This is a genomic window from Actinosynnema sp. NPDC091369 (genome assembly GCF_044757065.1).
In the GTDB taxonomy this organism is placed as follows: Bacteria; Actinomycetota; Actinomycetes; order Mycobacteriales; family Pseudonocardiaceae; genus Actinosynnema.
This window is the reverse complement of the sequence record NZ_JBIVUG010000006.1, coordinates 569,162-588,565: the sequence shown is the minus strand read 5'-3', so window position 1 is coordinate 588,565 and position 19,404 is coordinate 569,162. Positions and strand designations below refer to the sequence as shown.

Genomic DNA, 19,404 nt, shown 5'->3' with positions numbered 1-19,404 from the left:
CCCGACGATCGGCGCGAAGCCCTCCTCACGCCGGGTGCAGCACGTCCCGCAGCCTCCGCGCCGCACGGTCCAGCTGTGCTCGCGCCGGCAGCACGGCCGCACCGACCTGCGTGAACCCGGTGACCCCCAGGTCGGCGAAGAAGAACGGCGGCATCGCGTGCACCAGCAGCTCCTCCGACCGCTGCCGCCCGCCGCGCGGGTTGAGGATCAGCCGCTCCACCCACGCGTCCACCTTGAACACGGTGTCCGCCAACGGGTGCACCCGCACGTCCAACCCGTGCCCGCGCAGCACCGCGACCACGTACACGTCCCGCAGGAACCCCAGGAACTCGGACACGACCCGGTTGCGCAAGGCGGCCCGCCCCTCCGGCCCCACCTCGGCGATCACCTCGCGGGCCGGCGTCCACAACATCCCCCGCGCCTTCTCGTCGGCCTCGCAGAACTCGCGGAACTCCGGCCAGCCCGGTAATCGGCCCAGCGCCTCGACCACGTGGTGGGCGACGTGCGCGAACGCGAAGTCGGGCCGCCAACCCCGGATCTGCGGAACGTCGGTCGGACCCGGCCGCGGCGCGCTCCGGCACGCGGCCTCGACCTCGTCGGCGGTGACCCGGTGCACGGCCACGGACTCGTGCGCCATCACGTGCGCCACGACGTGCTTGCGCCCGCTGTACCAGTGGTTGAAGTGGAACCGGGTCTCCTGCGTGACGTTGAACAGCCTGCGCACTTCCATCGCGGTGGTCATGACGCGGAGAGTACGGACGACCACCGACAGTTCCGGCGACACCGCAGGTCAGGTGATCGACAGGTTCGCCCGGTCGGCCGCCGAGCGGCCCGCGTCCCACCCCGCCGCGCTGCGCACCGGCGTCGACTTGGCGACGGTCCGGCTGAACATCGAGCCGAAGTACTCCTCCACCGCCTTCTTGCGCTCCGCCAGCACGGGCAGCAGCCGGTCGTCGTCGGCGGGCACCTCGTTCGCCGCGCGCAACCGCTCACCGATCCGGTGCGCGTACGACAGCAGGAACGACTTGCGGAACGCCGCGGACCGGGCCTCGTCGCCCTTGCGCGCTTTGTCGCCCGCCGCGACCATTGCCCGCGTCGCCTGGACCAGCAACGACGCCGACAGCAGCTCCACGATCTCCAGGTCGAGCTCCTCGCCGACCAGCGCCACGAACCCCAGGTCGTACACCACGGCCCGGCAGCGGTTGGCCTCCGCGACCACGTGCACGACGTGCGCCTTGCCGTCGAAGTACCGCTTGTCCAACCACAGCCGGCGTGACGTCGTCGTCGGCGCCTCCAAGGGCATCCGCTCCAACGCGTGCCGCGTCACGAGCTCCTGCGCCTTGGTCGACAGCGCCTCCGCCTCGTCCGGGAACGCGGTCGACTCGGCCTTCGCCAGCAGCCCCCGCACCCGGTTGAGGATCTTCGGGTCGACGTGGTGGTGGTCGATCGCGGCCAGCGGCGTCCCCGGCTTCGGCACGATCACCGGCAGCGGGGGCAACGTGATCAGCACCGCCAGCACGGCCACCGCGGCGGCCACGGCGTCGTCGCGCAGCTCGATGTGCCTGGTCGCCCACTGGTCGAGGTGCGGCTGGTCGGCATCCCACCACACCGTCGCCTCGATCTCCGCCAACTGCTCCCGCCAGCGCGGGTGCAACGCGGGGTAGCGGGACGCCTCCAGTGCCAGCGAGTCGACCAGGAACGACAGCGCGCGCTCGTCCTCGTTACGCCTCACGACCTCGTACACGTCGTAAGGCAGCCAGCCGTGCTCCCACAGGTGGTCGAACGCACGCCGCAACACCGCCTGCACCGCGTCGTCCACTTCGGCCGGTGGGAGGGAGGAGGTGCGCGGCAGCCGGGCCCGGCGATTCGCCGCGGCCCGCCACAACGCTTCGCGCAGGGAGTCCACGACCGCTGATTGTCCCCTTTCGGGTGTGGTGTCGCCGCAGCCGGTGCGCGTTGCGCTCCACACGGGCCCGGACGTGCCAGCCTCGCGCGGTGAGCCGGAAGACGCAGGTCCCCAAACGGCGGCCGATCGTGGTGGTGCACCGTCCACTGGGGACGCCGCTGACCGCGGCCCAACACCTGGTCGTCCACCGCTGCCGCGCCCTGCCGCAACTGCTCGACCCGCTGGAGGCCGAGCTGACCGTCAGCAGCGCCGTCGCCGACCTCTGCCCGGACGAGGAGTTCTGGGCGGGCCTGATCGAGCACGCCGTGTCGCTGCCCAGCCGCCGCAACCACGCCCTGCTGCGCGTCCTGGCCGCCGTGCTGACCGGCCGCCCGCGCGAGTGGGCGGCCAACGCCGTGACCCCCGCGGGCCCCGCCCTGACCGTCGGCGGCGCCTGGATCTGCGACCGCTCGATCGACGCCGGCTACCTGGCCCTGATCTGCACGTACGCCTTCGCCACCGCCGAGCACGCCATGGTGTTCCTGATCGACGAGCTGTCCGGCGGCGAAGTCCGCACGGCCTTCGTGACCCGCGACGTCACCACCGCCCGCGCCCGCCTGTCCGACCAGGGCCCGCTGACCCCGATAGGAGCCGAGGCGGCCCACTGGCTGCTGGCCAAGTCCTACCACCGCCTGGACCGCAACGCCGACGCCGCCGTCGACGCCGAAGTCCGACGGACCCGTTTGCTGGCGAGCCGGCGAATAGCGCTCGCGTTCGGATGAATGACAGGTCGAATCGTTTGATTCACGTCACGCGGGCGTTGGTCTGATCGGGTTCGGAATCCCTCGGCTGGAATACTTGCGAACGCCTCGCCTCTCGTACGGTGTGTGACGTGGGTCCGAGTGACACGCCTTGGGATCGTCCGCCATCCCATTCAGGCGAAGCGCAAAACAGGTGGCACAACGTGCACAACACGTTGTCCTCTCCGACGCCCGGCGGTGCCGTGCAGGCGGGGGTGGTGCACGGAGGCGTCACGTTCCACGCGGCACCACCCGGTTCACCGATCGTGCCTCGCCAACTGTTGGCCGCTCCGGCCCACTTCACCGATCGCTCCGCCGAGTTGGCGGCTCTGGACGAGGCGCTGACCACGAGTTGGCGCGAGGGAACCCGGATGTTCGTGCTGCTGAGTGGTCCGGGCGGCGTGGGCAAGACGGCGCTCGCGCTGCACTGGGCGCACGGCGTGCTCGACCGTTTCACCGACGGTCAGCTCTACGTCGATCTCGCGGGTTTCAGCGGATCGAGTCCGGTCTTACCGGAGGACGCTCTCGGAATGTTGCTGCGCAGCCTCGGTGTTCCGGCTCGCGAGGTGCCGATCGGCGTCGCCGAGCAGGCCACCCTCTACCGCTCGCTGACCGCGGGCAAGAAGCTGCTGGTCCTGCTCGACAACGCGTTCTCGGCGGCCCAAGTGCGATGGCTCGCGCCGAATTCGCCGTTCAGCGCCGTCCTCGTGACGAGCCGCACCAGGCTGACGGGCCTGCTGCCGGACGGCGCGCAGCTGATCGGCGTCGGTTCGCTCGACAAGCTGTCGTCAGTGCGGCTGTTGGCGAAGTTGGTGGGCGGGCGCCGGGTCGGCGCCGAGCCCGAGCGGGCCGAGGTGCTGGCCGGGTTGTGCGGCGGCTTGCCCATCGCGCTCCAGGTGGCCGCGGCCCGGCTGGCCGGGAGACCCGAGTGGTCGGTGCGCAAGGTGGTCGCCGAGCTGAGCGACGACCGCAACCGCTTGTCGGTGCTCTCGGCGCCGGAGTTGTCCGTGCGGACGACGTTCGACCTGTCCTACCGCGCGCTTCGACCCACCGCCGCCGCGCTCTACCGCCGACTGGCGCTGCACCCCGGCCAGGAGTTCGGCGCTCCGGTGGCGCTGTCGGTGTCGGAGGAGCGCGTCTCGTCCGGCGTCCTGGAGGAACTAGTGGACGCCAACCTCGTCGAGCTCGTCGGGGAGAGCAGGTACCGCTTCCACGACCTGCTGCGGCTGCACGCCCGCGGCAAAGCCGACTCCGAGGAAGGGGCACGGGCCGAAGAGCGGATGGTCGAGTGGTACCTCCGGGTTGCCATGGCCGCCGACCTCGTCATCACGCCGCACCGGCGTAGACAGGACTACCGATTCGCCGCACAGCCGGAGGAGGTGCCGGAGTTCACCGACCGCGAGTCGGCGTTGGCGTGGCTGGAGGAGGAGCGGCAGAACCTGATCGCCTGCGGCCGCGTCGCCCAGGAACGTGAGTGGTGGGCGCTGGCCTGGCACCTGTCCGATGTGCTCTGGCCCCTGTTCCTGCACCACAAGCACTACCGCGACCGCTTGGAGAGCGACCGGCGCGGTGTCGACGCGGCGCGCCGGTGGGGGAACAAGGTCGCCGAAGCCGACATGCTCAAACGACTGGGCATGGTGTGCACCACCCTGGGCAGGTTCGAGGAGGCTGAGGAGCACCTGCTGGCCTCGTCCGCCCTCGCCGAGGAGGTCGGTGACCGGCGCGGCTTCGCCGACGCGGAGGAGGCTTTGGTGCTGCTGGAAGTGGCCGATGGCCGGCTCGCCGAGTCGGTCGGCTTGTTCGAGCAGCTGATCCGCGTCAACCGCGACTGGGGTGCCCAACGCAGCCTCGGTCTCACGCTGACGAACCTCGGCCGGGTGCTGGCCGAGCTCGGCCGGACCGACGAGGCGTTGGCGGCGTTGGGAGAAGCCGGCACGCGGTTCCGGGAGCTGGACCCACCGGATCCGTACAACGAGGCACGGGTCGTCCTGGCCGAAGCGGCGGCACACCTGCGCGCCTCCCACCTGCCGATGGCCGAACTGACGGCGCGTCGCGCGCTGGCGGCGTTGAGCGCGCTCGGCTCGAAACAGGGCATGGCGGAAGCCCACCAGATGCTCGCCGTAGCGGCCGACCGGCAAGGAAGCCGGGAACAGGCGGAGGAGCATTGGGCGCAGGCGCTGCGGCTCTACACGGACATCGGTTCCTCAAGGGCGGTCGACATAGCGCGACCTGGTGACGGCCGTCAGTGCTGAGGCGTCGGAACCGGTGGCACGGCGCGGTGGCGGAGCGGTTCCGGGAGGTCCAGGAGGCGGTACGCGGTTCGACGCAGTTCTCCCGCGGCCGAGCCGGCCCTGGACGTCAGCCGTTCCCGGACGGCCCCGGTCAGATCCGGGTTCGACCGTTCGAGCTGTGGCCGGATCGGCGCACCGAGGTCCAGTCGCGGCGCGGAGCGGCGCAGCAGGTCCTGCGCCGAACCGGCTGCGATCGCGACGCCCTTCGGCCCGTCGACCAGCACCACCGGCCGTCCGACGGCCGCGGCGTAGACACCGACCGACCCGTGGTCGGCCACCACGTGGTCGGAGGCGATGAGCACCGCGCGCCAGTCCACGTGCGGTCCGATGACGACCAGCCCGGCGTCACGGCAGTCCGCGAGCCACGCGTCGACCTGCCGCGAGCCGTGGGCCGACCACACCGCCGGGTGGATCAGCGCGATGACCCGGAAACCCTGAGGCACCAGTTCGCGGAGCAGTGGTGGCACGACGTCCTCGAACCGGGCGAACAGCGAGTCCGGACCCCAGGTCGAGCTGACCACGACGGTCGGCTGGTCGGGCCGCACGCCCAGTGCGGCGCGGTACCTCTCGCGGTGCGGGAGGCTCGCGACCAACCTGTCGTAGCACAGGTCGCCCGCGACGACGGCGACGTCCTGCGCCGACGGGCACTGCCGGCGCAGCACTTCCCGTTCGTCGTCGTGGGCCAGCACGAGCGCATTCGGCAACACGCGGCCGTCGTGGGTGAGCCGTTGTGCGTCCAGTCCGTAAACCACCGGCTCACCGCCTGTGTCGAACGATTTGCCGTAACCGGCGCCGTGCGGCATCACCATCAACGGGGCGTGCAGTTCGTGAAGACGGCCGTAGGCCGCTGTGATCGCCAGGTCGAACCGTTCGCGGGTGGCCTGCTCCCACGGCACCTCGATGCCGCCGGTCGAGCGCAGGAAATCGGCCACGCCGTTGCCGAACACGTCCGGCGCCCGGCTGAAGACGACCTGGACCCGAGGGTCGGCCTCCACCAGTTCGACCACCTCCAGCAACCGCTGACCACTGGTGACGGTGTGCACGACGGCGAGGACGGATCGACAACCGGTGCGACTGACCCACTGCGGGGCGTCGAGCCCGATCGGCACTCGCGGCCACTCCGGACGTGTCATGCGATTGCGCTCCCCGGTTCGGCAAGAAAGAGGACCGGTGGCCTGAAGAGTGTTAGCGACATGCGCGATAAACAGCGAGAGGGCCACCGGAATGGTGACCCTCTCGCTGTGTTGTGCGCCGCCAGGGACTCGAACCCCGAACCCGCTGATTAAGAGTCAGCTGCTCTGCCAGTTGAGCTAGCGGCGCTCGGACTTCCTTGCTCTGTCCGACGCGGAGAACATTAGCACAGCGTCTCTCCCAGCTCCCAATCGCCTGGTCAGGGCAGGTGTGCCGCCCTGGTGCAGGGGGAACTTCGCCTTGGTAACGATCCAGCATCTCGGGCAACATCGTCAACCCTCCAGGCGTCACCTTGTCAGGGGACGCCGACAGGCTCTTGTCGCGGGCTGTCAAGGCGTTCTGGGGATGAAGCGGAGGACGGGGATGTACCGCAAGCGGGGGGCGCGCAGAGCGCTGGGGATCGTCGCGATGGGGTTGGTTGCGACGTTGATCACAAGTTGTTCGTCGGGATCCGCCTCGACCGACGGCGGCGCCGGGGCCGGTGAGACCTCCGCCACGTCGGCCGCTCCGCCGCCCAAGCCCGTGTCGTTGAGCACCGGCCCCGCGGACGCGGCGGTGGACGTGGCGCCCGGCGTGCCGGTCGTGGCCACGGCCACCGACGGCAAGATCACGGCGGTCTCGCTGACCAACCCCGAGGGCAAGGCGGTGGCCGGCCAGGTGAGCCCGGACGGTCTCCAGTGGACCAACACCGAGCCGCTGGGCTACGAGAAGATCTACACGCTGGCCGTGACCGGCGAGGGCGCGGACGGCAAGCCCGTCACCAAGACCTCGACCTTCACCACCGTCAAGCCGCGCACGCAGACGCTCCTCGCGGAGGTCTTCCCGTTCGACGGCATGACGGTCGGCATCGGCCAGCCGGTGCACTTCCGGTTCGACGAGCCGGTCACCGACAAGGCCGCCGCCGAGGCGATGCTCTCCATCACCACGGAGCCGCGCGTCGAGGGCGCCTTCTACTGGTTCGACGACCAGAAGGTGCACTGGCGCCCGAAGGCTTACTGGACGCCCGGCACCAAGGCGACCATCAGCGCCAGGATCTACGGCAAGCACCTCGGCAACGGCGTGTACGGCCAGGAGGACCACGTGTCCACCTTCACGATCGGCGACGCGGTGGTGCACGAGGCCGACGGCCAGTCGCACCAGGTGATCACCAAGATCAACGGCCAGGTGGCGCGCACCATGCCGACTTCCATGGGCGACGCGCAGAACACCACCCCCACGGGCGTCTACGTCACCATGGAGAAGCACGACCACATGGTGATGGACTCCCGCACCTACGGCCTGTCCCTGGACGCGGGCGGTTACGTCACGCCGGTCGACTGGGCCGTCCGGATGTCCAACTCCGGCATCTTCTTCCACGGTGCGCCGTGGTCGATCGGCGACCAGGGCAGGCGCAACGTCAGCCACGGCTGCCTGAACCTCTCGCCGGAGAACGCCCGGTGGGTCTACGACATCTCCAAGCCCGGCGACATCGTGGTCGTGACGAACTCCGGCGGCCCGGTGCTGGAGCCGACCGACGGCTACGGCGACTGGCAGATCCCGTGGGAGGAATGGGTCAAGGGCGGCGCGAAGTAGCGCTCACAGGTCCGTGACGCGACCCGCCGCCACCACCAGGCGGCGGGTCGTGCGCACCGCGTCCAGCATCCGCCGGTCGTGCGTGACCAGCAGCAACGTGCCGGTGTAGGAGTCGAGCGCGGACTCCAGCTGCTCGATCGCGGGCAGGTCGAGGTGGTTGGTCGGCTCGTCGAGCACCAGCAGGTTCACCCCGCGCGCCTGCAACAGCGCCAACGCGGCACGCGTGCGCTCACCGGGGGACAGCGACGCCGCCGTCCGCAGCACGTGCGCCGCCTTCAGCCCGAACTTCGCCAGCAACGTGCGCACGTCGGCGGGCACCAGGTCCGGCACGGCCGCCCCGAACGCCTCCAGCAGCGGCTCGTCGCCCAGGAACAGCCCGCGCGCCTGGTCGATCTCGCCCACGACCACGCCCGACCCCAGCGACGACGACCCGGACGTCAGCGGCACGCGGCCGAGCAGCGCGGCCAGCAACGTCGACTTGCCCGACCCGTTGGCCCCGGTGATGGCGATCCGGTCCGCCCAGTCCACCTGGAGGTCGACCGGCCCCAGCGTGAACGACCCCCGCGTCACGACCGCCGCCCGCAGCACGGCCACCACCGCGCCGGACCGGGGCGCGGCGGCGATCTCCATCCGCAGCTCCCACTCCTTGCGCGGCTCCTCGACCACGTCGAGCCGTTCGATCAGGCGCTCGGTCTGCCGGGCCTTCGCGGCCTGCTTCTCGGTCGCCTCGCTGCGGAACTTGCGCCCGATCTTGTCGTTGTCGGGCGCCTTGCGGCGGGCGTTCTTCACGCCCTTCTCCATCCACGCCCGCTGCGCCCGAGCGCGCTCCTCCAGCGACGCGCGCGTGGTCGCGAACTCCTCGTACTCCTCACGCGCGTGCCTGCGGGCGATCTCCCGCTCCTCCAGGTACGACTCGTAGCCGCCGCCGTAGGTCCGCACCTGCTGCTGCGCCAGGTCCAGCTCCACCACCCGCGTCACCGTGCGGGCCAGGAACTCGCGGTCGTGCGACACCACCACGACGCCCGCGCGCAGCCCCGTCACGAACCGCTCCAGCCGGGCCAGGCCGTCCATGTCGAGGTCGTTGGTCGGCTCGTCGAGCAGGAACACGTCGTACCTGCTCAGCAGCAGCGACGCCATGCTCGCGCGGGCCGCCTGGCCGCCGGACAGGGCCGTCATGGGCAGGTCGAGCGACACGTCGAGGCCGAGGTCGGCCGCCACCTCCAGGGACCGCTCCTCGAGGTCCGCGCCGCCGAGCGCGAGCCAGCGCTCCAGCGCGTCGGAGTAACCGTCGTCACCCTCGCCCGCGGTCAACGCCTCGGTCGCCCGGTCCAGCTCGGCCTGCGCCGCCGCCACGCCCGTGCGGCGGGCCAGGAACGCCCGCACGGTCTCGTCCGGCCGCCGGTCCGGCTCCTGGGGCAGGTGGCCGACGGTCGCGGTGGTGGGGGAGAGGCGGATCACACCCTGCTCGGCGGGCAGCAGCCCGGCGAGCGTCCGCAGCAGCGTCGACTTGCCCGCGCCGTTGGCCCCGACCAGGCCGACCACGTCACCGGGTGCGACGACCAGGTCCAACCCCGAGAACAGCACGCGGTCGCCGTGCCCGGCGGCCAGTTCTTTCGCGACGAGTGTGGCGCTCACGACGACTCCAGGGCAAAAGAAGACGCCCCTCGACGGCGTCGAGGGGCGTTCCGCTTGGGGTGAGTGACGGGACTTGAACCCGCGACACCTGGGATCACAACCCAGTGCTCTGCCAGCTGAGCTACACCCACCAAGACCGGTTGACCCGGCGCGTGAAGCATACAGTGCCCTACCGCCGGGTCTGAAATCGACCCTATTTCTCCCCGTCCGCGGCCAGCAGCTCGGCGGCCACGGCCTGCGCCTGCTCCGACGTCGGCCCTGGTTGCGGCACGAACGCGGTGCGCCGGTAGTAGGCCAGCTCGCGGATCGACTCCTTGATGTCGGCCAGCGCCCGGTGGGCCAGGCCCTTGCCCGGCTGCGCGTAGTAGATGCGCGGGTACCACCGCCGGCACAGCTCCTTGATCGACGACACGTCGACCATCCGGTAGTGCAGGTGGGCGTCCAGCTCCGGCATGTCGCGGGCGATGAACCCGCGGTCGGTGGCGATCGAGTTGCCCGCCAGGGGAGCGGTGCGCGGGTCCGGCACCCACTCCTTGATGTAGGCCAGCACCTGGGCCTCGGCGTCGGCCAGCGTCACGGTGGACCGCCGGACCTCCTCGGTGAGCCCGGACTTGGCGTGCATCTGCATGACGACGTCGGGCATCGAGTCGAGCGCGGTGTCGTCGGCGTGGATCACCACGTCGACCCCCTCGCCGAGCACGTTCAGCTCCGCGTCGGTCACCAGCGCCGCGATCTCGATCAAGGCGTCCTTGTCCAGGTCGAGACCTGTCATCTCGCAGTCGATCCACACCAAGCGATCCATCACCCGCGCGAGCCTAGTCGCCCGGTCCGGCCGGCCCCGCGTCGCTTCGGGTGGCGGCCCCTTCCAATCTCATTACGCTCAGGGCGATGACGGCCCAGAACGACATCGCTGCCGGTTACGCCTCCGAGGGCGCGGCCATCGAACTCGGCGCAGTGCTCGTGGGCGGCGAGGTGGAGCCGACCGCGCACGTGCGGCTCCCGCTGGCCACGATGAACCGGCACGGCCTGGTGGCGGGCGCCACCGGCACGGGCAAGACGAAGACGTTGCAGCTGATGGCGGAGCAGCTGTCGGCGGCGGGCGTGCCGGTGGTGATGGCGGACGTGAAGGGCGACCTGTCGGGTCTGTCCCGGCCGGGCGAGCCCGGCGAGCGGATCACCGCGCGTGCCGCCGAGACGGGTGACGACTGGCAGCCGGCGGCGTGCCCGGTGCAGTTCCTGTCCCTGGGCACGGGCGGCGCGGCGGTGCCGGTGCGGGCGACCGTGACCAGCTTCGGGCCGATCCTGCTGGCGAAGGTGCTCGGGCTCAACGACACGCAGGAGTCCACCCTCGGGTTGATCTTCCACTGGGCCGACTCGCGCGGCCTGCCGCTGCTGGACATCAAGGACCTGCGGTCGGTGATCGGGCACCTCACGTCCGACGAGGGCAAGGCGGACCTGAAGGGCCTGGGCGGGGTGTCGTCGGCGACGGCGGGGGTGATCCTGCGGTCGCTGGTGAACCTGGAGGCGCAGGGCGGCGACACGTTCTTCGGCGAGCCGGAGCTGGACCCGCGCGACCTGATGCGCACCGTCGGGGGACGCGGCGTGGTGACGTTGCTGGAGCTGGCCGAGTTGCAGGCCAGGCCCGCGCTGTTCTCGACGTTCCTGATGTGGTTGCTGGCCGAGCTGTTCGAGGTGCTGCCCGAGGAGGGTGACCTGGACCAGCCGAAGCTGGTGTTCTTCTTCGACGAGGCGCACCTGCTGTTCGCCGACGCGTCCAAGGCGTTCCTGGAGCGGATCACGCAGACGGTGAAGCTGATCCGGTCCAAGGGCGTCGGCGTGTTCTTCTGCACGCAGCTGCCGACCGACGTGCCGAACGCGGTGCTGTCGCAGTTGGGCGCACGGGTGCAGCACGCGCTGCGGGCGTTCACGCCGGAGGACCAGGCGGCGTTGGCGAAGGCGGTGAAGACGTACCCGACCACGCCGCACTACGAGCTGGACGAGGCGTTGACGTCGTTGGGCATCGGCGAGGCGGTCGTGACGGTGCTGAGCGAGAAGGGCGCGCCGACACCGGTCGCGTGGACGAGGTTGCGCGCGCCGCGGTCCTTGATGGACACGATCGGGGTGGACGCGATCAAGCAGGCCGCGGGGGCGTCCGAGCTGCACGGCAAGTACGCGGAGACGGTGGACCGCGAGTCGGCCTACGAGAAGTTGACGGCCAAGGTGGCGCCCCCTCCCGCGCCGGAGGAGGCGTCACCCCGGGAGCCCGAACCCCGGGAGCCGGAACGCCGGGCCGAGCGCGAGGAGCCCGGTGTCGTGGCCCAGGTGCTCGGCAACTCGGCGGTGAAGTCGTTCCTGCGCTCAGCCGCCAGTGCGCTGGGCCGTGAGATCACCCGAGGTCTCTTCGGGACCTCCCGCAAGCGCCGGTGAGCGCTTGACCTTCATGGACAGGAAGGCCGCGCCGATGCTGAGCAGCCCGGCGACGTACCAGGCCGGCGCGTAGTTGCCGAAGTGGTCGCGGGTGAGACCGGCGGCCGTGGCGGCGACGGCCGCGCCGATCTGGTGCGAGGCGAAGACCCAGCCGAACACGACCGGGGCCGACAGGCCGAACACCTGGCGGCACAGGGCGACCGTCGGCGGGACGGTGGCGACCCAGTCCAGGCCGTAGAAGATGATGAACACGAGCATCGACGGGTGCACCGAGTCGTGGAACAGCTGCGGCAGGACCAGCAGCGACCCACCGCGCAGGGCGTAGTACACGGCGAGCAGGATCCGCGAGTCGACGCGGTCGGTGAGCCAGCCCGACAGGACCGTGCCGACGATGTCGAAGATCCCGACCAGGGCGAGCAGCCCGGCGGCGGTGGTGGTGGGCATGCCGTGGTCGTGCGCGGCGGGGATGAAGTGGGTGCCGACCAGGCCGTTCGTGGTCGCGCCGCAGATCGCGAAGCCCGCCGCCAGGAACCAGAACGGTCCGGTGCGCGCGGCGGTGGTCAGCGCGCCGACGGCCCGGCGGGCCGCGCCGCCCGTCGACGGCGGCACGGGCACGACCTCGTCACCGCCGTACGGCGGGACGCCCAGGTCGGCGGGGTGGTCGCGCAGGAACAGCAGCACCAGCGGCACCACCGCGAGGGCCGCCACCGACACCACGAGGGACGCGGTCCGCCACCCCGACGACTCCGACAGCGCCGCCACCACCGGCAGGAACACGAGCTGGCCGGTGGCGCCGCCCGCGCTGAGGATGCCGGTGACCAGGCCGCGGTGCTTGACGAACCAGCGGCCGGTGATCGTCGCCACGAACGCCAGCGCCATCGAGCCGGTGCCCAGGCCGACCAGCACGCCCCAGAACAGCACCAGCTGCCAGGCCGCGGTCATGAACACGGTCAGCCCGCTGCCCACCGCGACCAGCGTCAACGCCGAGGCCACGACCTTGCGCACGCCCAGCCGCTCCATCAGGGCGGCGGCGAACGGCGCGGTCAGGCCGAACAACATCAGGTTGACCGACACGGCGAAGCCGACCGTGGCGGTGGACCAGCCGAACTCGCGTTGCAGCGGTTCGATCAACGCGCCCGGGGTGGCCCGGAACGCCGCGGCCCCGACCAGCGCGATGAAACCCACGCCCGCGACCACCCATGCCCAGTTCTGCCTGCTGCGAATCACGCGATCAAGCGTCACCGATCCGGTCCCGATCAGGAAGTGGCTCGATGGCCATCATGTGCAAGAATCCGGCCATGGATCGCCGTCACCTGGTCGCCGTGCTCGCGCTGGACGAGGTGGTGTCGTTCGACCTCGGCACGCCGACCCAGGTCTTCCACTCCGCCCGCGACGGGCACGGGCGGCGGTACTACCGGGTGCGGGTGTGCACGCCCGGCGCCCGACCGGTGCGCAGCTCGGCCGGGTTCACCATCACCCCCGACCACGGGCTGGAGCTGCTCGCCGAGGCCGACACGGTCATCGCGGTGGGGGTGAGCCACGGCGCCCGGGTGCTGGAGGACGGCACGCTGGACGAGCCGGTGCGCGCGGCGCTCCGGGCGGCGGCGAGCCGGGGCGCGCGGGTCCTGTCGATCTGCACGGGCGCGTTCGTGCTGGCCGCGGCCGGTCTGCTGGACGGCCGCGTGGCCACCACGCACTGGGCGCACGCGGACAACTTCCGCCGCCTGTTCCCGGCCGTCGACCTGGACCCGGACGTGCTGTTCGTGGACGGCGGCGACGTGCTCACCTCGGCGGGCGTGGCCGCGGGCGTCGACCTGTGCCTGCACCTCGTGCGGCAGGACCACGGCAGCGAGGCGGCGAACATGGCCGCGCGCCGCTGCGTGGTGCCGGCGTGGCGGCCGGGCGGTCAGTCGCAGTTCATCGTGCGGCCGATCCCGGACCACGCCGACACGTCCACCGAGCCGGCCCGCGCGTGGGCGCTGGAGCACCTGAGCGAGCCGCTGGACCTGCGCGCGCTGGCCGCGCACGCCCGGATGAGCGTCCGCACGTTCACCCGCCGGTTCCGCGAGGAGGTCGGCGTGAGCCCCGGGAAGTGGATCACGCAGCAGCGCGTCGAACGGGCGCGACACCTGCTGGAGACCACGGACCTGGCCGTCGACCAGGTGGCCCGGCACGCGGGCTTCGGCACGGGCGCGGCGCTGCGGCAGCAGATGAGCGCGACGCTCGGCGTGTCGCCCAGCGCCTACCGCACCACGTTCCGCTCAGTCGGCTAGCTCCAGGAACGGCCGCAGCAGGTCCGGCACCGCCTCGGCGGCCAGCGCCAGGCCGTCGGCCTCGGCCACGTCGACCACGTGGTACGCGCCGTCGCCCGCCGCGGTGGTGGCGGTGATGGTGACCAGGCCCGCGCGGCGCTGGAAGAACGAGCGGGACACGCGCCAGCCGATGATGCCGGTGCGTTGCAGCGCCACGGTTTCCCGCACCGCCGAGCCCGCGCGGGCGAGCAGGTACCGGTCGGTCAGCGCGTGGCCGAGCGAGCGGTACCGGTCCCAGCCCAGGGCCGCCGAGAACGGCACCAGCACCAGCACGACCTGCCACGTCCAGCTCGGCGCCGGCCAGGCCAGCACCGCCGCGAGCACGAGCAGCGGCACGACGGCGCGCACCATCCGGCGGCGCAGGGCGGCCATCGGGTGCCGCTGCAACGGCGTTCGCGTCGGCGGTTCGCCGGTGCGCAGCACTTCCGCCGACACCCGGTGCGCCTCGGCGACCGGAGCGGGCGGCAGCAGCAGGTTGCTCTCGCCCTTGCGCCCCAGACCGGTCGTCACGGTCTTGGCGTGCGCGCCCCGCCCGGCGCGCAGCAGCAGCGGCTCGACCAGCTCGACGCCGCGAAGTCGTTGCTCGGCAACGGAAACCGAGCGGGTGGTGAGCAGGCCGCGGCGCACCCGGACCGTGTCGTCCGGCTCGCGCGTGAGCCGGTAACCGTGGAACTGCACCACGTACACCAGCACCGAGCCGAGCGTGGCGACCAGCAGCACGACACCGGCGAACACCGCGATGGTCAGCCCGAGCGGCTGCCCGGCGACCCAGTGCGCGGCCTCGGTCATCGGCTCCAGCACCTCGATGTCGAGCTCCCGCGCGAAGTTCACCACGAACCCGAACAACGCGCCGGCGGCCACCAGGCCGGACAACGTCAGCGGCGCGTACCGCAGCCACTGGTTGTCCCACTTGGACAGCTCCGCGCTCGGCCGCTCCTCGGCCTGCTCGGCCGGCGCGGCGGGGGCCTTGGCGATGGTGAGCAGCAGCACGCGCAGCCGTTCCGCCTCGGCCGACGACACCGCGTCCAGCGTCAGGCCGTCCTCGCCGGGCTGGTCGCGCTGCCCCGTGCCGACCCGGATCGCGGACAGCCCGAACAGCCGGTGCCCGAGCTTCGCGGTCAGGTCGACGGTGCGGATGCGGTCGCGCGGCACGGCCAGGCGCTTGCGCACCAGCAGCCCGGTGTGCATCTCGACCTGCTCGGAGGTGATCCGGTACCGGGTGGTGATCCAGCGCAGCAGGCCGAACAGCACGATCGCGACGATCACGCCGACGCTGGCCAGGATGCGCCACGTCTCGCCCTTGCCCAGCACGAGCAGGCCGACGAACACCGGCACCAGGCCCAGCAGCTCGTTCAGCGGCCGGACGACGAGCATGCGCACGTCCAGCCGGTGCCAGTCCACGACCGGCTCGGCGTACTCCGGCGCGGCGGGCAGCTCGGTGGTCACGTGGCATCACCCGGCGTGGCCTGGGTGGTGGTGGTCAGCTCGTCGGCCAGCCGCACCGCGTCGCCGTGCTCCAGCCCCTCGATGAGCACGGGCCCGGCGGCCGAGGCGGTGGTGACGGTGACCGTGGACAGGCCGAGCAGCTGTTGCAGCGGGCCGCGCTTGGTGTCCACGGTCTGGATGCGCGAGACCGGCGCGATCCGCCACTCCTGGTTCAGCCAGCCCGCCAGCGTGTAGACCGCGTCCGGGGTGGCCTCCCAGCGGTGCACCCGGTAGCGCCAGCGCGGCATGACCAGGGTGTGCGCCGTGCCCAGCACGAGGGTCGCGATGGCGGCGGTGACCTGCCACGGCGTCGAGGTGAAGACCAGCACGACCACTTGCGGCACCAGCAGCACCGCCCAGCCGATCAGGGCGTGCAGGGTCCAGAGGGTGATCGACTTGCGGCTCACCCGGTGCCGCGGCGCACGCAGGCGCAACACTTCGCTGCTCACGCCGTCCACTGTGCCTCAAGGCCGAGCCCGCGTGCGCGCGAACCCGGCCGGGTCACCGACCGGTCAGGGTTGGGGTGAGTACGGCGCCTGGAAGACCCGGGCGTCGGCGGCGCTCTCGCCCAGCACGGCCACCGCGGTGGGCACACCGACGACGACCGCGAGACCGGCGCAGACGGCGAGCGCAGCCATGATCTTGTGCAGGGAGTGCACAACCATCGTCGAACTCCGTTCGATCGTAGCGGCTTTGTCGGCAGGGGGGAGCCGGACCAGATCCGCGGGTGACGCCCGGAAGCGTCCAAGCGGAGCATGGCACACAGGTGTCGTCACGGTCATCACCCACTTCTGCCTCTGCCCGCTGGGCAATACCCCCGGAGCGGTCGCCCCGATCGTCGGGGACATCCCACCACCACCGGTAACGAGCCGGAAAGGCGGAAGTGACTCAGTCGACCACCGCGCGTGGGCGCGTCTCGTCGTCCAGGTCGACCCACCACACCGCCGCGCCCGCCCGGTCGCGCACGTCGATGGTCCGGTAGATGCGCTGGAGGTGGTTCTGCACGGTCTTCGGCGACAACGACAGCTCGGCCGCGATGGCTGCGGTGCTCTCACCTGCGGCGACGCGCCGCAGCACCTCGATGCCGCGCCGGGTCAGCCCGGCCCGCAGCGCCCGCGCGATGCGCCGGTTGTCCTGTTCCGCGGTGGCCGAGCTGCGCAGCGGGTCCGGCGCGGACCGGCCGTCGCGGCGCAGCCCGAACGTGCGCTCGGCCAACTGGTCGACCAGCCGGGCGGACAGGTCGTGCTCCCGCATCCGCAGCAGGTCCCGGCCTTCCTGGAGCTCCCACAACCGGTACTGCTCCAATTGAGACCGGGCGTGTCGCAACGCCGGTTCCAGCTTCCCGACCCGCTCGTAGGCCACGCTCAGCGCGCCGTGCGCCCGGACCGCGACCTCACGGGCCAGCACGCCCATCGCCAGCTCCGCCGCCCGGGTGAGCTGCCGCACCTGGTCGTCGCACCGGCCGCGGGCGCCGCTGATCCGGGCCCGCGCCATCAGCAGCTCGGCCCGCAGCACGGGCCGGTCCTGCCCGGCCAGCAGCCGGTCGGCCCGCTGGCACGAGCGCAGCGCCCGGTCCACCTCGCCCAGGTCCAGCCGCACGTGCGTGAGCAGCAGGTTCAGCCGGGCCATCCGCAACGGCTGGTCCAGGTGCTTCCACCGGTCGCGGACCTGCGCGCACAGCGCCTCCGCGCGGCGCAGCTTGCGCGTGCACGGCTCGCCGTCGGGGCTGCACCGGCTCGCGGGCGAGCGCACCATGCAGTGCTCGTGGTACTGCGTGCGCAGCACGTTGGCCTGCTCGTACAGGATCGAGCCGATCAGCTCGACGTCCTTGGTCAGCTCGGCCAGGCCCAGCGCGCGGGCCAGCGAGTGCAGCGACCGCTCCCGCGAGTCCAGCCGCAGCTCCACCACGGCCTGCGAGAAGCTGCACCACGCCTGCAAGCCGACGTGCCGGTTGGCCGTCGCGATCGCCTGCACCCGGTCGATGGTGTCCAGCGCGCCCGGCAGCAGCCCGCGCTTGCCCAGCGCCACCGACTGGGCCAGCACGCTGTGCGCCACGCCCTCGGCGTCGTCCAGCCAGGAGAAGGCGGCCACGGCCTTCTCGGCGGACTCCAGCGCGTCGCCCGGGCGTCCCTCGTCCAACGCCAACCGGGCCTCGCGCAGGTTGGACACCGCGGCCTCGCGCGGGTCGGCCGCTCGCTGGACGGGAATCGTCATCGTTGCCCCCGCGCCGAGGGTACTCACCCCAGCTCGCGCTTGAGCACCTTCCCGGTGGCGTTGCGCGGCAGGGAGTCGAGGAAGACCACCTCCCGCGGCACGGAGAACTTGGCCAGGTTGCCGCGCACGTGCTCGCGCACCGCGTCCTCGTCCAGCGCGCCCGGCTCCTCGCACACGACGTACGCGGCGAGCCGTTGGCCGAACTTCTCGTCCGGCACGCCGACCACGGCCACCTCGCGCACCCCGGCCAGGCCCGCCAGCAGGTCCTCGACCTCGCGCGGGTACACGTTCTCGCCGCCGGAGATGATCATCTCGTCGTCCCGGCCGGCGACGAACAGCAGGCCGTCCTGGTCGCGATAACCGACGTCGCCGGTGGACATCAGGCCGTCGCGGACCTCTTTGTTGCTGCCGTTGGTGTAGCCGTCGAACAGCATCTCGTTGGCCACGAAGATCCGGCCGGTCGTGCCCGCGGGCACCCGGTTGCCGTCGTCGTCCAGGATCTCCAGCCGGGTGCCGTGCGGCGGCCTGCCCGCGGTGTCCGGGTGCCGGGCCAGTTCGTCGGGCCGGGCGATGCTCACCCACGACACCTCGGTGGAGCCGTAGAGGTTGTAGAGCACCGGGCCGAAGTCGGCCAGGCACCGCCGCGCCACCGGTGGTGGCAGCGCCGACCCGCTGGACGCGATCACCCGCAGCTTCGGCAGGTGGGGCCGCCCGGTCAGCTCCAGCACGCGTTGCAGCATCACGGGGACCACGAACAACGCGTCGCTGCCGTGCCGGCGGGCGTCGGCGAGCACGTGCGCCGGGTCGAACTTGCGGCGCAGCACGAACGTCGCGCCCAGCACCAGCCCGATCTGGAACGCGGCCAGGCCCCACGTGTGGAACAGCGGCGCGGGCACGGAGAACCGGTCGCCCGCCTTGAGCGGGATGCGGGACAGCAGCGCGGCGGCGGGCGTGAGGCTCGCCGGTTCCGGTCGCTTGGCGCCCTTGGGGGCGCCGGTGGTGCCCGACGTCAGCACGATCATCCGGCCGCGCGGCGGCCGCCGGGGCAGCGGGGTGGCGGGGGAGCCCGCGATCAGCTGCTCCAGCGTCTTGCTCTTCGTGGCGCCGTCCACCCAGGCGATCACGCGACGCACCTTGCGCGGCGCGTTGGTCAGCAGGTCGCGGAACTCGGTGTCGGCGACGACGACGGACACGTCCTGCTCCCGCAGCACCACGGCGATCTGCGCCGCGCTCAACCCGGTGTTGAGCAGCACGGCGTGCGCGCCCAGCTTCACGCACGCGGCCACGGTCTCCACGAAGCCGCGGTGGTTGCGGCACAGCACGGCGACCTTCGAGCCCGCGCGCACGCCCAGGTCGTGCAGGCCGTGCGCGAGCCGGGTGGTGCGCTCGTCCACCTCGGCGTAGGTGAGCGTGCCCGCGTCGTCGATGATCGCCGGCCGGTCGGGGTGGCGCGCCGCGCCGGTGGCGAAGCCGAACGCGACCGTGATGTCCCACCGGAGGAAGGCGTCCACGACGCCGAGCAGCCGACCGGGGCCCATCGGCCGCACGACACCGGCGCGCACCAGCGTCGCCAGCGCGCGCAGCGCTCCCAC

Annotated in this window: 16 protein-coding genes and 2 tRNA genes; 5 read left to right on the top strand and 13 right to left on the bottom strand. The window is 72.0% G+C overall.

What is annotated here, in order from left to right; all coding sequences use genetic code 11:
- Positions 1 to 25: 25 nt before the first annotated feature.
- Together ACIQMJ_RS25975 and ACIQMJ_RS25970 are read right to left on the bottom strand one after the other, a co-directional pair.
- Positions 26 to 742 carry a hypothetical protein gene (locus ACIQMJ_RS25975; RefSeq protein ID WP_499763579.1) on the bottom strand — a complete coding sequence of 239 codons (717 nt, stop codon included), beginning with the start codon at positions 740 to 742 and terminating at the stop codon, positions 26 to 28.
- A 48-nt stretch (positions 743 to 790) separates the two neighbouring features.
- Positions 791 to 1,906 (bottom strand): DUF2786 domain-containing protein, encoded by a 1,116-nt coding sequence (locus ACIQMJ_RS25970; RefSeq protein ID WP_499763578.1) that lies wholly within the window; start codon positions 1,904 to 1,906, stop codon positions 791 to 793.
- A gap of 89 nt (positions 1,907 to 1,995) precedes the next feature.
- Here ACIQMJ_RS25970 and ACIQMJ_RS25965 point away from each other — a divergent pair, with 89 nt between their 5' ends.
- A complete protein-coding gene (locus ACIQMJ_RS25965) occupies positions 1,996 to 2,667 on the top strand; it encodes a hypothetical protein (RefSeq protein ID WP_499763577.1) in 672 nt (223 codons plus the stop codon).
- A 182-nt stretch (positions 2,668 to 2,849) separates the two neighbouring features.
- On the top strand, positions 2,850 to 4,937 hold the full coding sequence (locus tag ACIQMJ_RS25960; RefSeq protein WP_499763576.1) for an ATP-binding protein: 2,088 nt from the start codon (positions 2,850 to 2,852) through the stop codon (positions 4,935 to 4,937).
- Here the strand turns inward: ACIQMJ_RS25960 and ACIQMJ_RS25955 are convergent.
- Together ACIQMJ_RS25955 and ACIQMJ_RS25950 are read right to left on the bottom strand one after the other, a co-directional pair.
- Positions 4,928 to 6,109 (bottom strand): hypothetical protein, encoded by a 1,182-nt coding sequence (locus ACIQMJ_RS25955; protein ID WP_499763575.1) that lies wholly within the window; start codon positions 6,107 to 6,109, stop codon positions 4,928 to 4,930. The genes ACIQMJ_RS25960 and ACIQMJ_RS25955 overlap by 10 nt on opposite strands.
- 114 nt (positions 6,110 to 6,223) lie before the next feature.
- Positions 6,224 to 6,296: transfer RNA gene (locus ACIQMJ_RS25950), tRNA-Lys, on the bottom strand.
- 393 nt (positions 6,297 to 6,689) lie between these two features.
- Here ACIQMJ_RS25950 and ACIQMJ_RS25945 point away from each other — a divergent pair.
- On the top strand, positions 6,690 to 7,739 hold the full coding sequence (locus ACIQMJ_RS25945) for a L,D-transpeptidase (protein ID WP_499763620.1): 1,050 nt from the start codon (positions 6,690 to 6,692) through the stop codon (positions 7,737 to 7,739).
- Positions 7,740 to 7,742: 3 nt separating this feature from the next.
- Here ACIQMJ_RS25945 and ACIQMJ_RS25940 read toward each other — a convergent pair whose 3' ends face one another.
- The 3 genes from ACIQMJ_RS25940 to orn form a co-directional block, all read right to left on the bottom strand.
- The gene (locus ACIQMJ_RS25940; protein ID WP_499763574.1) at positions 7,743 to 9,374 is read right to left on the bottom strand and encodes an ABC-F family ATP-binding cassette domain-containing protein; all 1,632 of its coding nucleotides are present in this window, start codon (positions 9,372 to 9,374) and stop codon (positions 7,743 to 7,745) included.
- A 55-nt stretch (positions 9,375 to 9,429) separates the two neighbouring features.
- Positions 9,430 to 9,505: transfer RNA gene (locus tag ACIQMJ_RS25935), tRNA-His, on the bottom strand.
- 62 nt (positions 9,506 to 9,567) lie between these two features.
- Entirely contained in the window at positions 9,568 to 10,179 is a 612-nt protein-coding gene (orn, locus tag ACIQMJ_RS25930) for an oligoribonuclease (protein WP_499763573.1), read from the bottom strand.
- An 83-nt stretch (positions 10,180 to 10,262) separates the two neighbouring features.
- Here orn and ACIQMJ_RS25925 point away from each other — a divergent pair, with 83 nt between their 5' ends.
- Positions 10,263 to 11,801, top strand: coding sequence for a helicase HerA-like domain-containing protein (locus tag ACIQMJ_RS25925; RefSeq protein WP_499763572.1), 1,539 nt, complete (start codon positions 10,263 to 10,265; stop codon positions 11,799 to 11,801).
- Here the strand turns inward: ACIQMJ_RS25925 and ACIQMJ_RS25920 are convergent.
- A complete protein-coding gene (locus tag ACIQMJ_RS25920; protein ID WP_499763571.1) occupies positions 11,733 to 13,043 on the bottom strand; it encodes an MFS transporter in 1,311 nt (436 codons plus the stop codon). The genes ACIQMJ_RS25925 and ACIQMJ_RS25920 overlap by 69 nt on opposite strands.
- Before the next feature lie 56 nt (positions 13,044 to 13,099).
- Between ACIQMJ_RS25920 and ACIQMJ_RS25915 the strand changes: the two genes are divergently transcribed.
- Positions 13,100 to 14,074 carry a GlxA family transcriptional regulator gene (locus ACIQMJ_RS25915; protein ID WP_499763570.1) on the top strand — a complete coding sequence of 325 codons (975 nt, stop codon included), beginning with the start codon at positions 13,100 to 13,102 and terminating at the stop codon, positions 14,072 to 14,074.
- Here the strand turns inward: ACIQMJ_RS25915 and ACIQMJ_RS25910 are convergent.
- The 5 genes from ACIQMJ_RS25910 to ACIQMJ_RS25890 form a co-directional block, all read right to left on the bottom strand.
- Positions 14,063 to 15,487, bottom strand: a complete 1,425-nt coding sequence (locus ACIQMJ_RS25910; protein ID WP_499763619.1) for a PH domain-containing protein — start codon at positions 15,485 to 15,487, stop codon at positions 14,063 to 14,065. The genes ACIQMJ_RS25915 and ACIQMJ_RS25910 overlap by 12 nt on opposite strands.
- A gap of 68 nt (positions 15,488 to 15,555) precedes the next feature.
- Positions 15,556 to 16,047: a PH domain-containing protein gene (locus tag ACIQMJ_RS25905; protein WP_499763569.1), complete on the bottom strand. Its 492-nt coding sequence runs from the start codon at positions 16,045 to 16,047 to the stop codon at positions 15,556 to 15,558.
- A 63-nt stretch (positions 16,048 to 16,110) separates the two neighbouring features.
- Positions 16,111 to 16,263: a hypothetical protein gene (locus ACIQMJ_RS25900; RefSeq protein ID WP_499763568.1), complete on the bottom strand. Its 153-nt coding sequence runs from the start codon at positions 16,261 to 16,263 to the stop codon at positions 16,111 to 16,113.
- Between the two features lie 223 nt (positions 16,264 to 16,486).
- Positions 16,487 to 17,812 carry a response regulator transcription factor gene (locus ACIQMJ_RS25895; RefSeq protein ID WP_499763567.1) on the bottom strand — a complete coding sequence of 442 codons (1,326 nt, stop codon included), beginning with the start codon at positions 17,810 to 17,812 and terminating at the stop codon, positions 16,487 to 16,489.
- A gap of 23 nt (positions 17,813 to 17,835) precedes the next feature.
- Positions 17,836 to 19,404: an AMP-binding protein gene (locus ACIQMJ_RS25890; RefSeq protein ID WP_499763566.1), complete on the bottom strand. Its 1,569-nt coding sequence runs from the start codon at positions 19,402 to 19,404 to the stop codon at positions 17,836 to 17,838.

What these genes read in the sequence shown, in the direction of transcription:
- ACIQMJ_RS25915 (WP_499763570.1), top strand. Translation starts at nt 13,100, where the DNA reads ATGGATCGCCGTCACCTGGTCGCCGTGCTCGCGCTGGACGAGGTGGTG.
- ACIQMJ_RS25895 (WP_499763567.1), bottom strand. Translation starts at nt 17,812, where the DNA reads ATGACGATTCCCGTCCAGCGAGCGGCCGACCCGCGCGAGGCCGCGGTG.
- ACIQMJ_RS25975 (WP_499763579.1), bottom strand. Translation starts at nt 742, where the DNA reads ATGACCACCGCGATGGAAGTGCGCAGGCTGTTCAACGTCACGCAGGAG.
- ACIQMJ_RS25910 (WP_499763619.1), bottom strand. Translation starts at nt 15,487, where the DNA reads ATGCTCGTCGTCCGGCCGCTGAACGAGCTGCTGGGCCTGGTGCCGGTG.
- ACIQMJ_RS25900 (WP_499763568.1), bottom strand. Translation starts at nt 16,263, where the DNA reads ATGGTTGTGCACTCCCTGCACAAGATCATGGCTGCGCTCGCCGTCTGC.
- ACIQMJ_RS25925 (WP_499763572.1), top strand. Translation starts at nt 10,263, where the DNA reads ATGACGGCCCAGAACGACATCGCTGCCGGTTACGCCTCCGAGGGCGCG.
- ACIQMJ_RS25955 (WP_499763575.1), bottom strand. Translation starts at nt 6,109, where the DNA reads ATGACACGTCCGGAGTGGCCGCGAGTGCCGATCGGGCTCGACGCCCCG.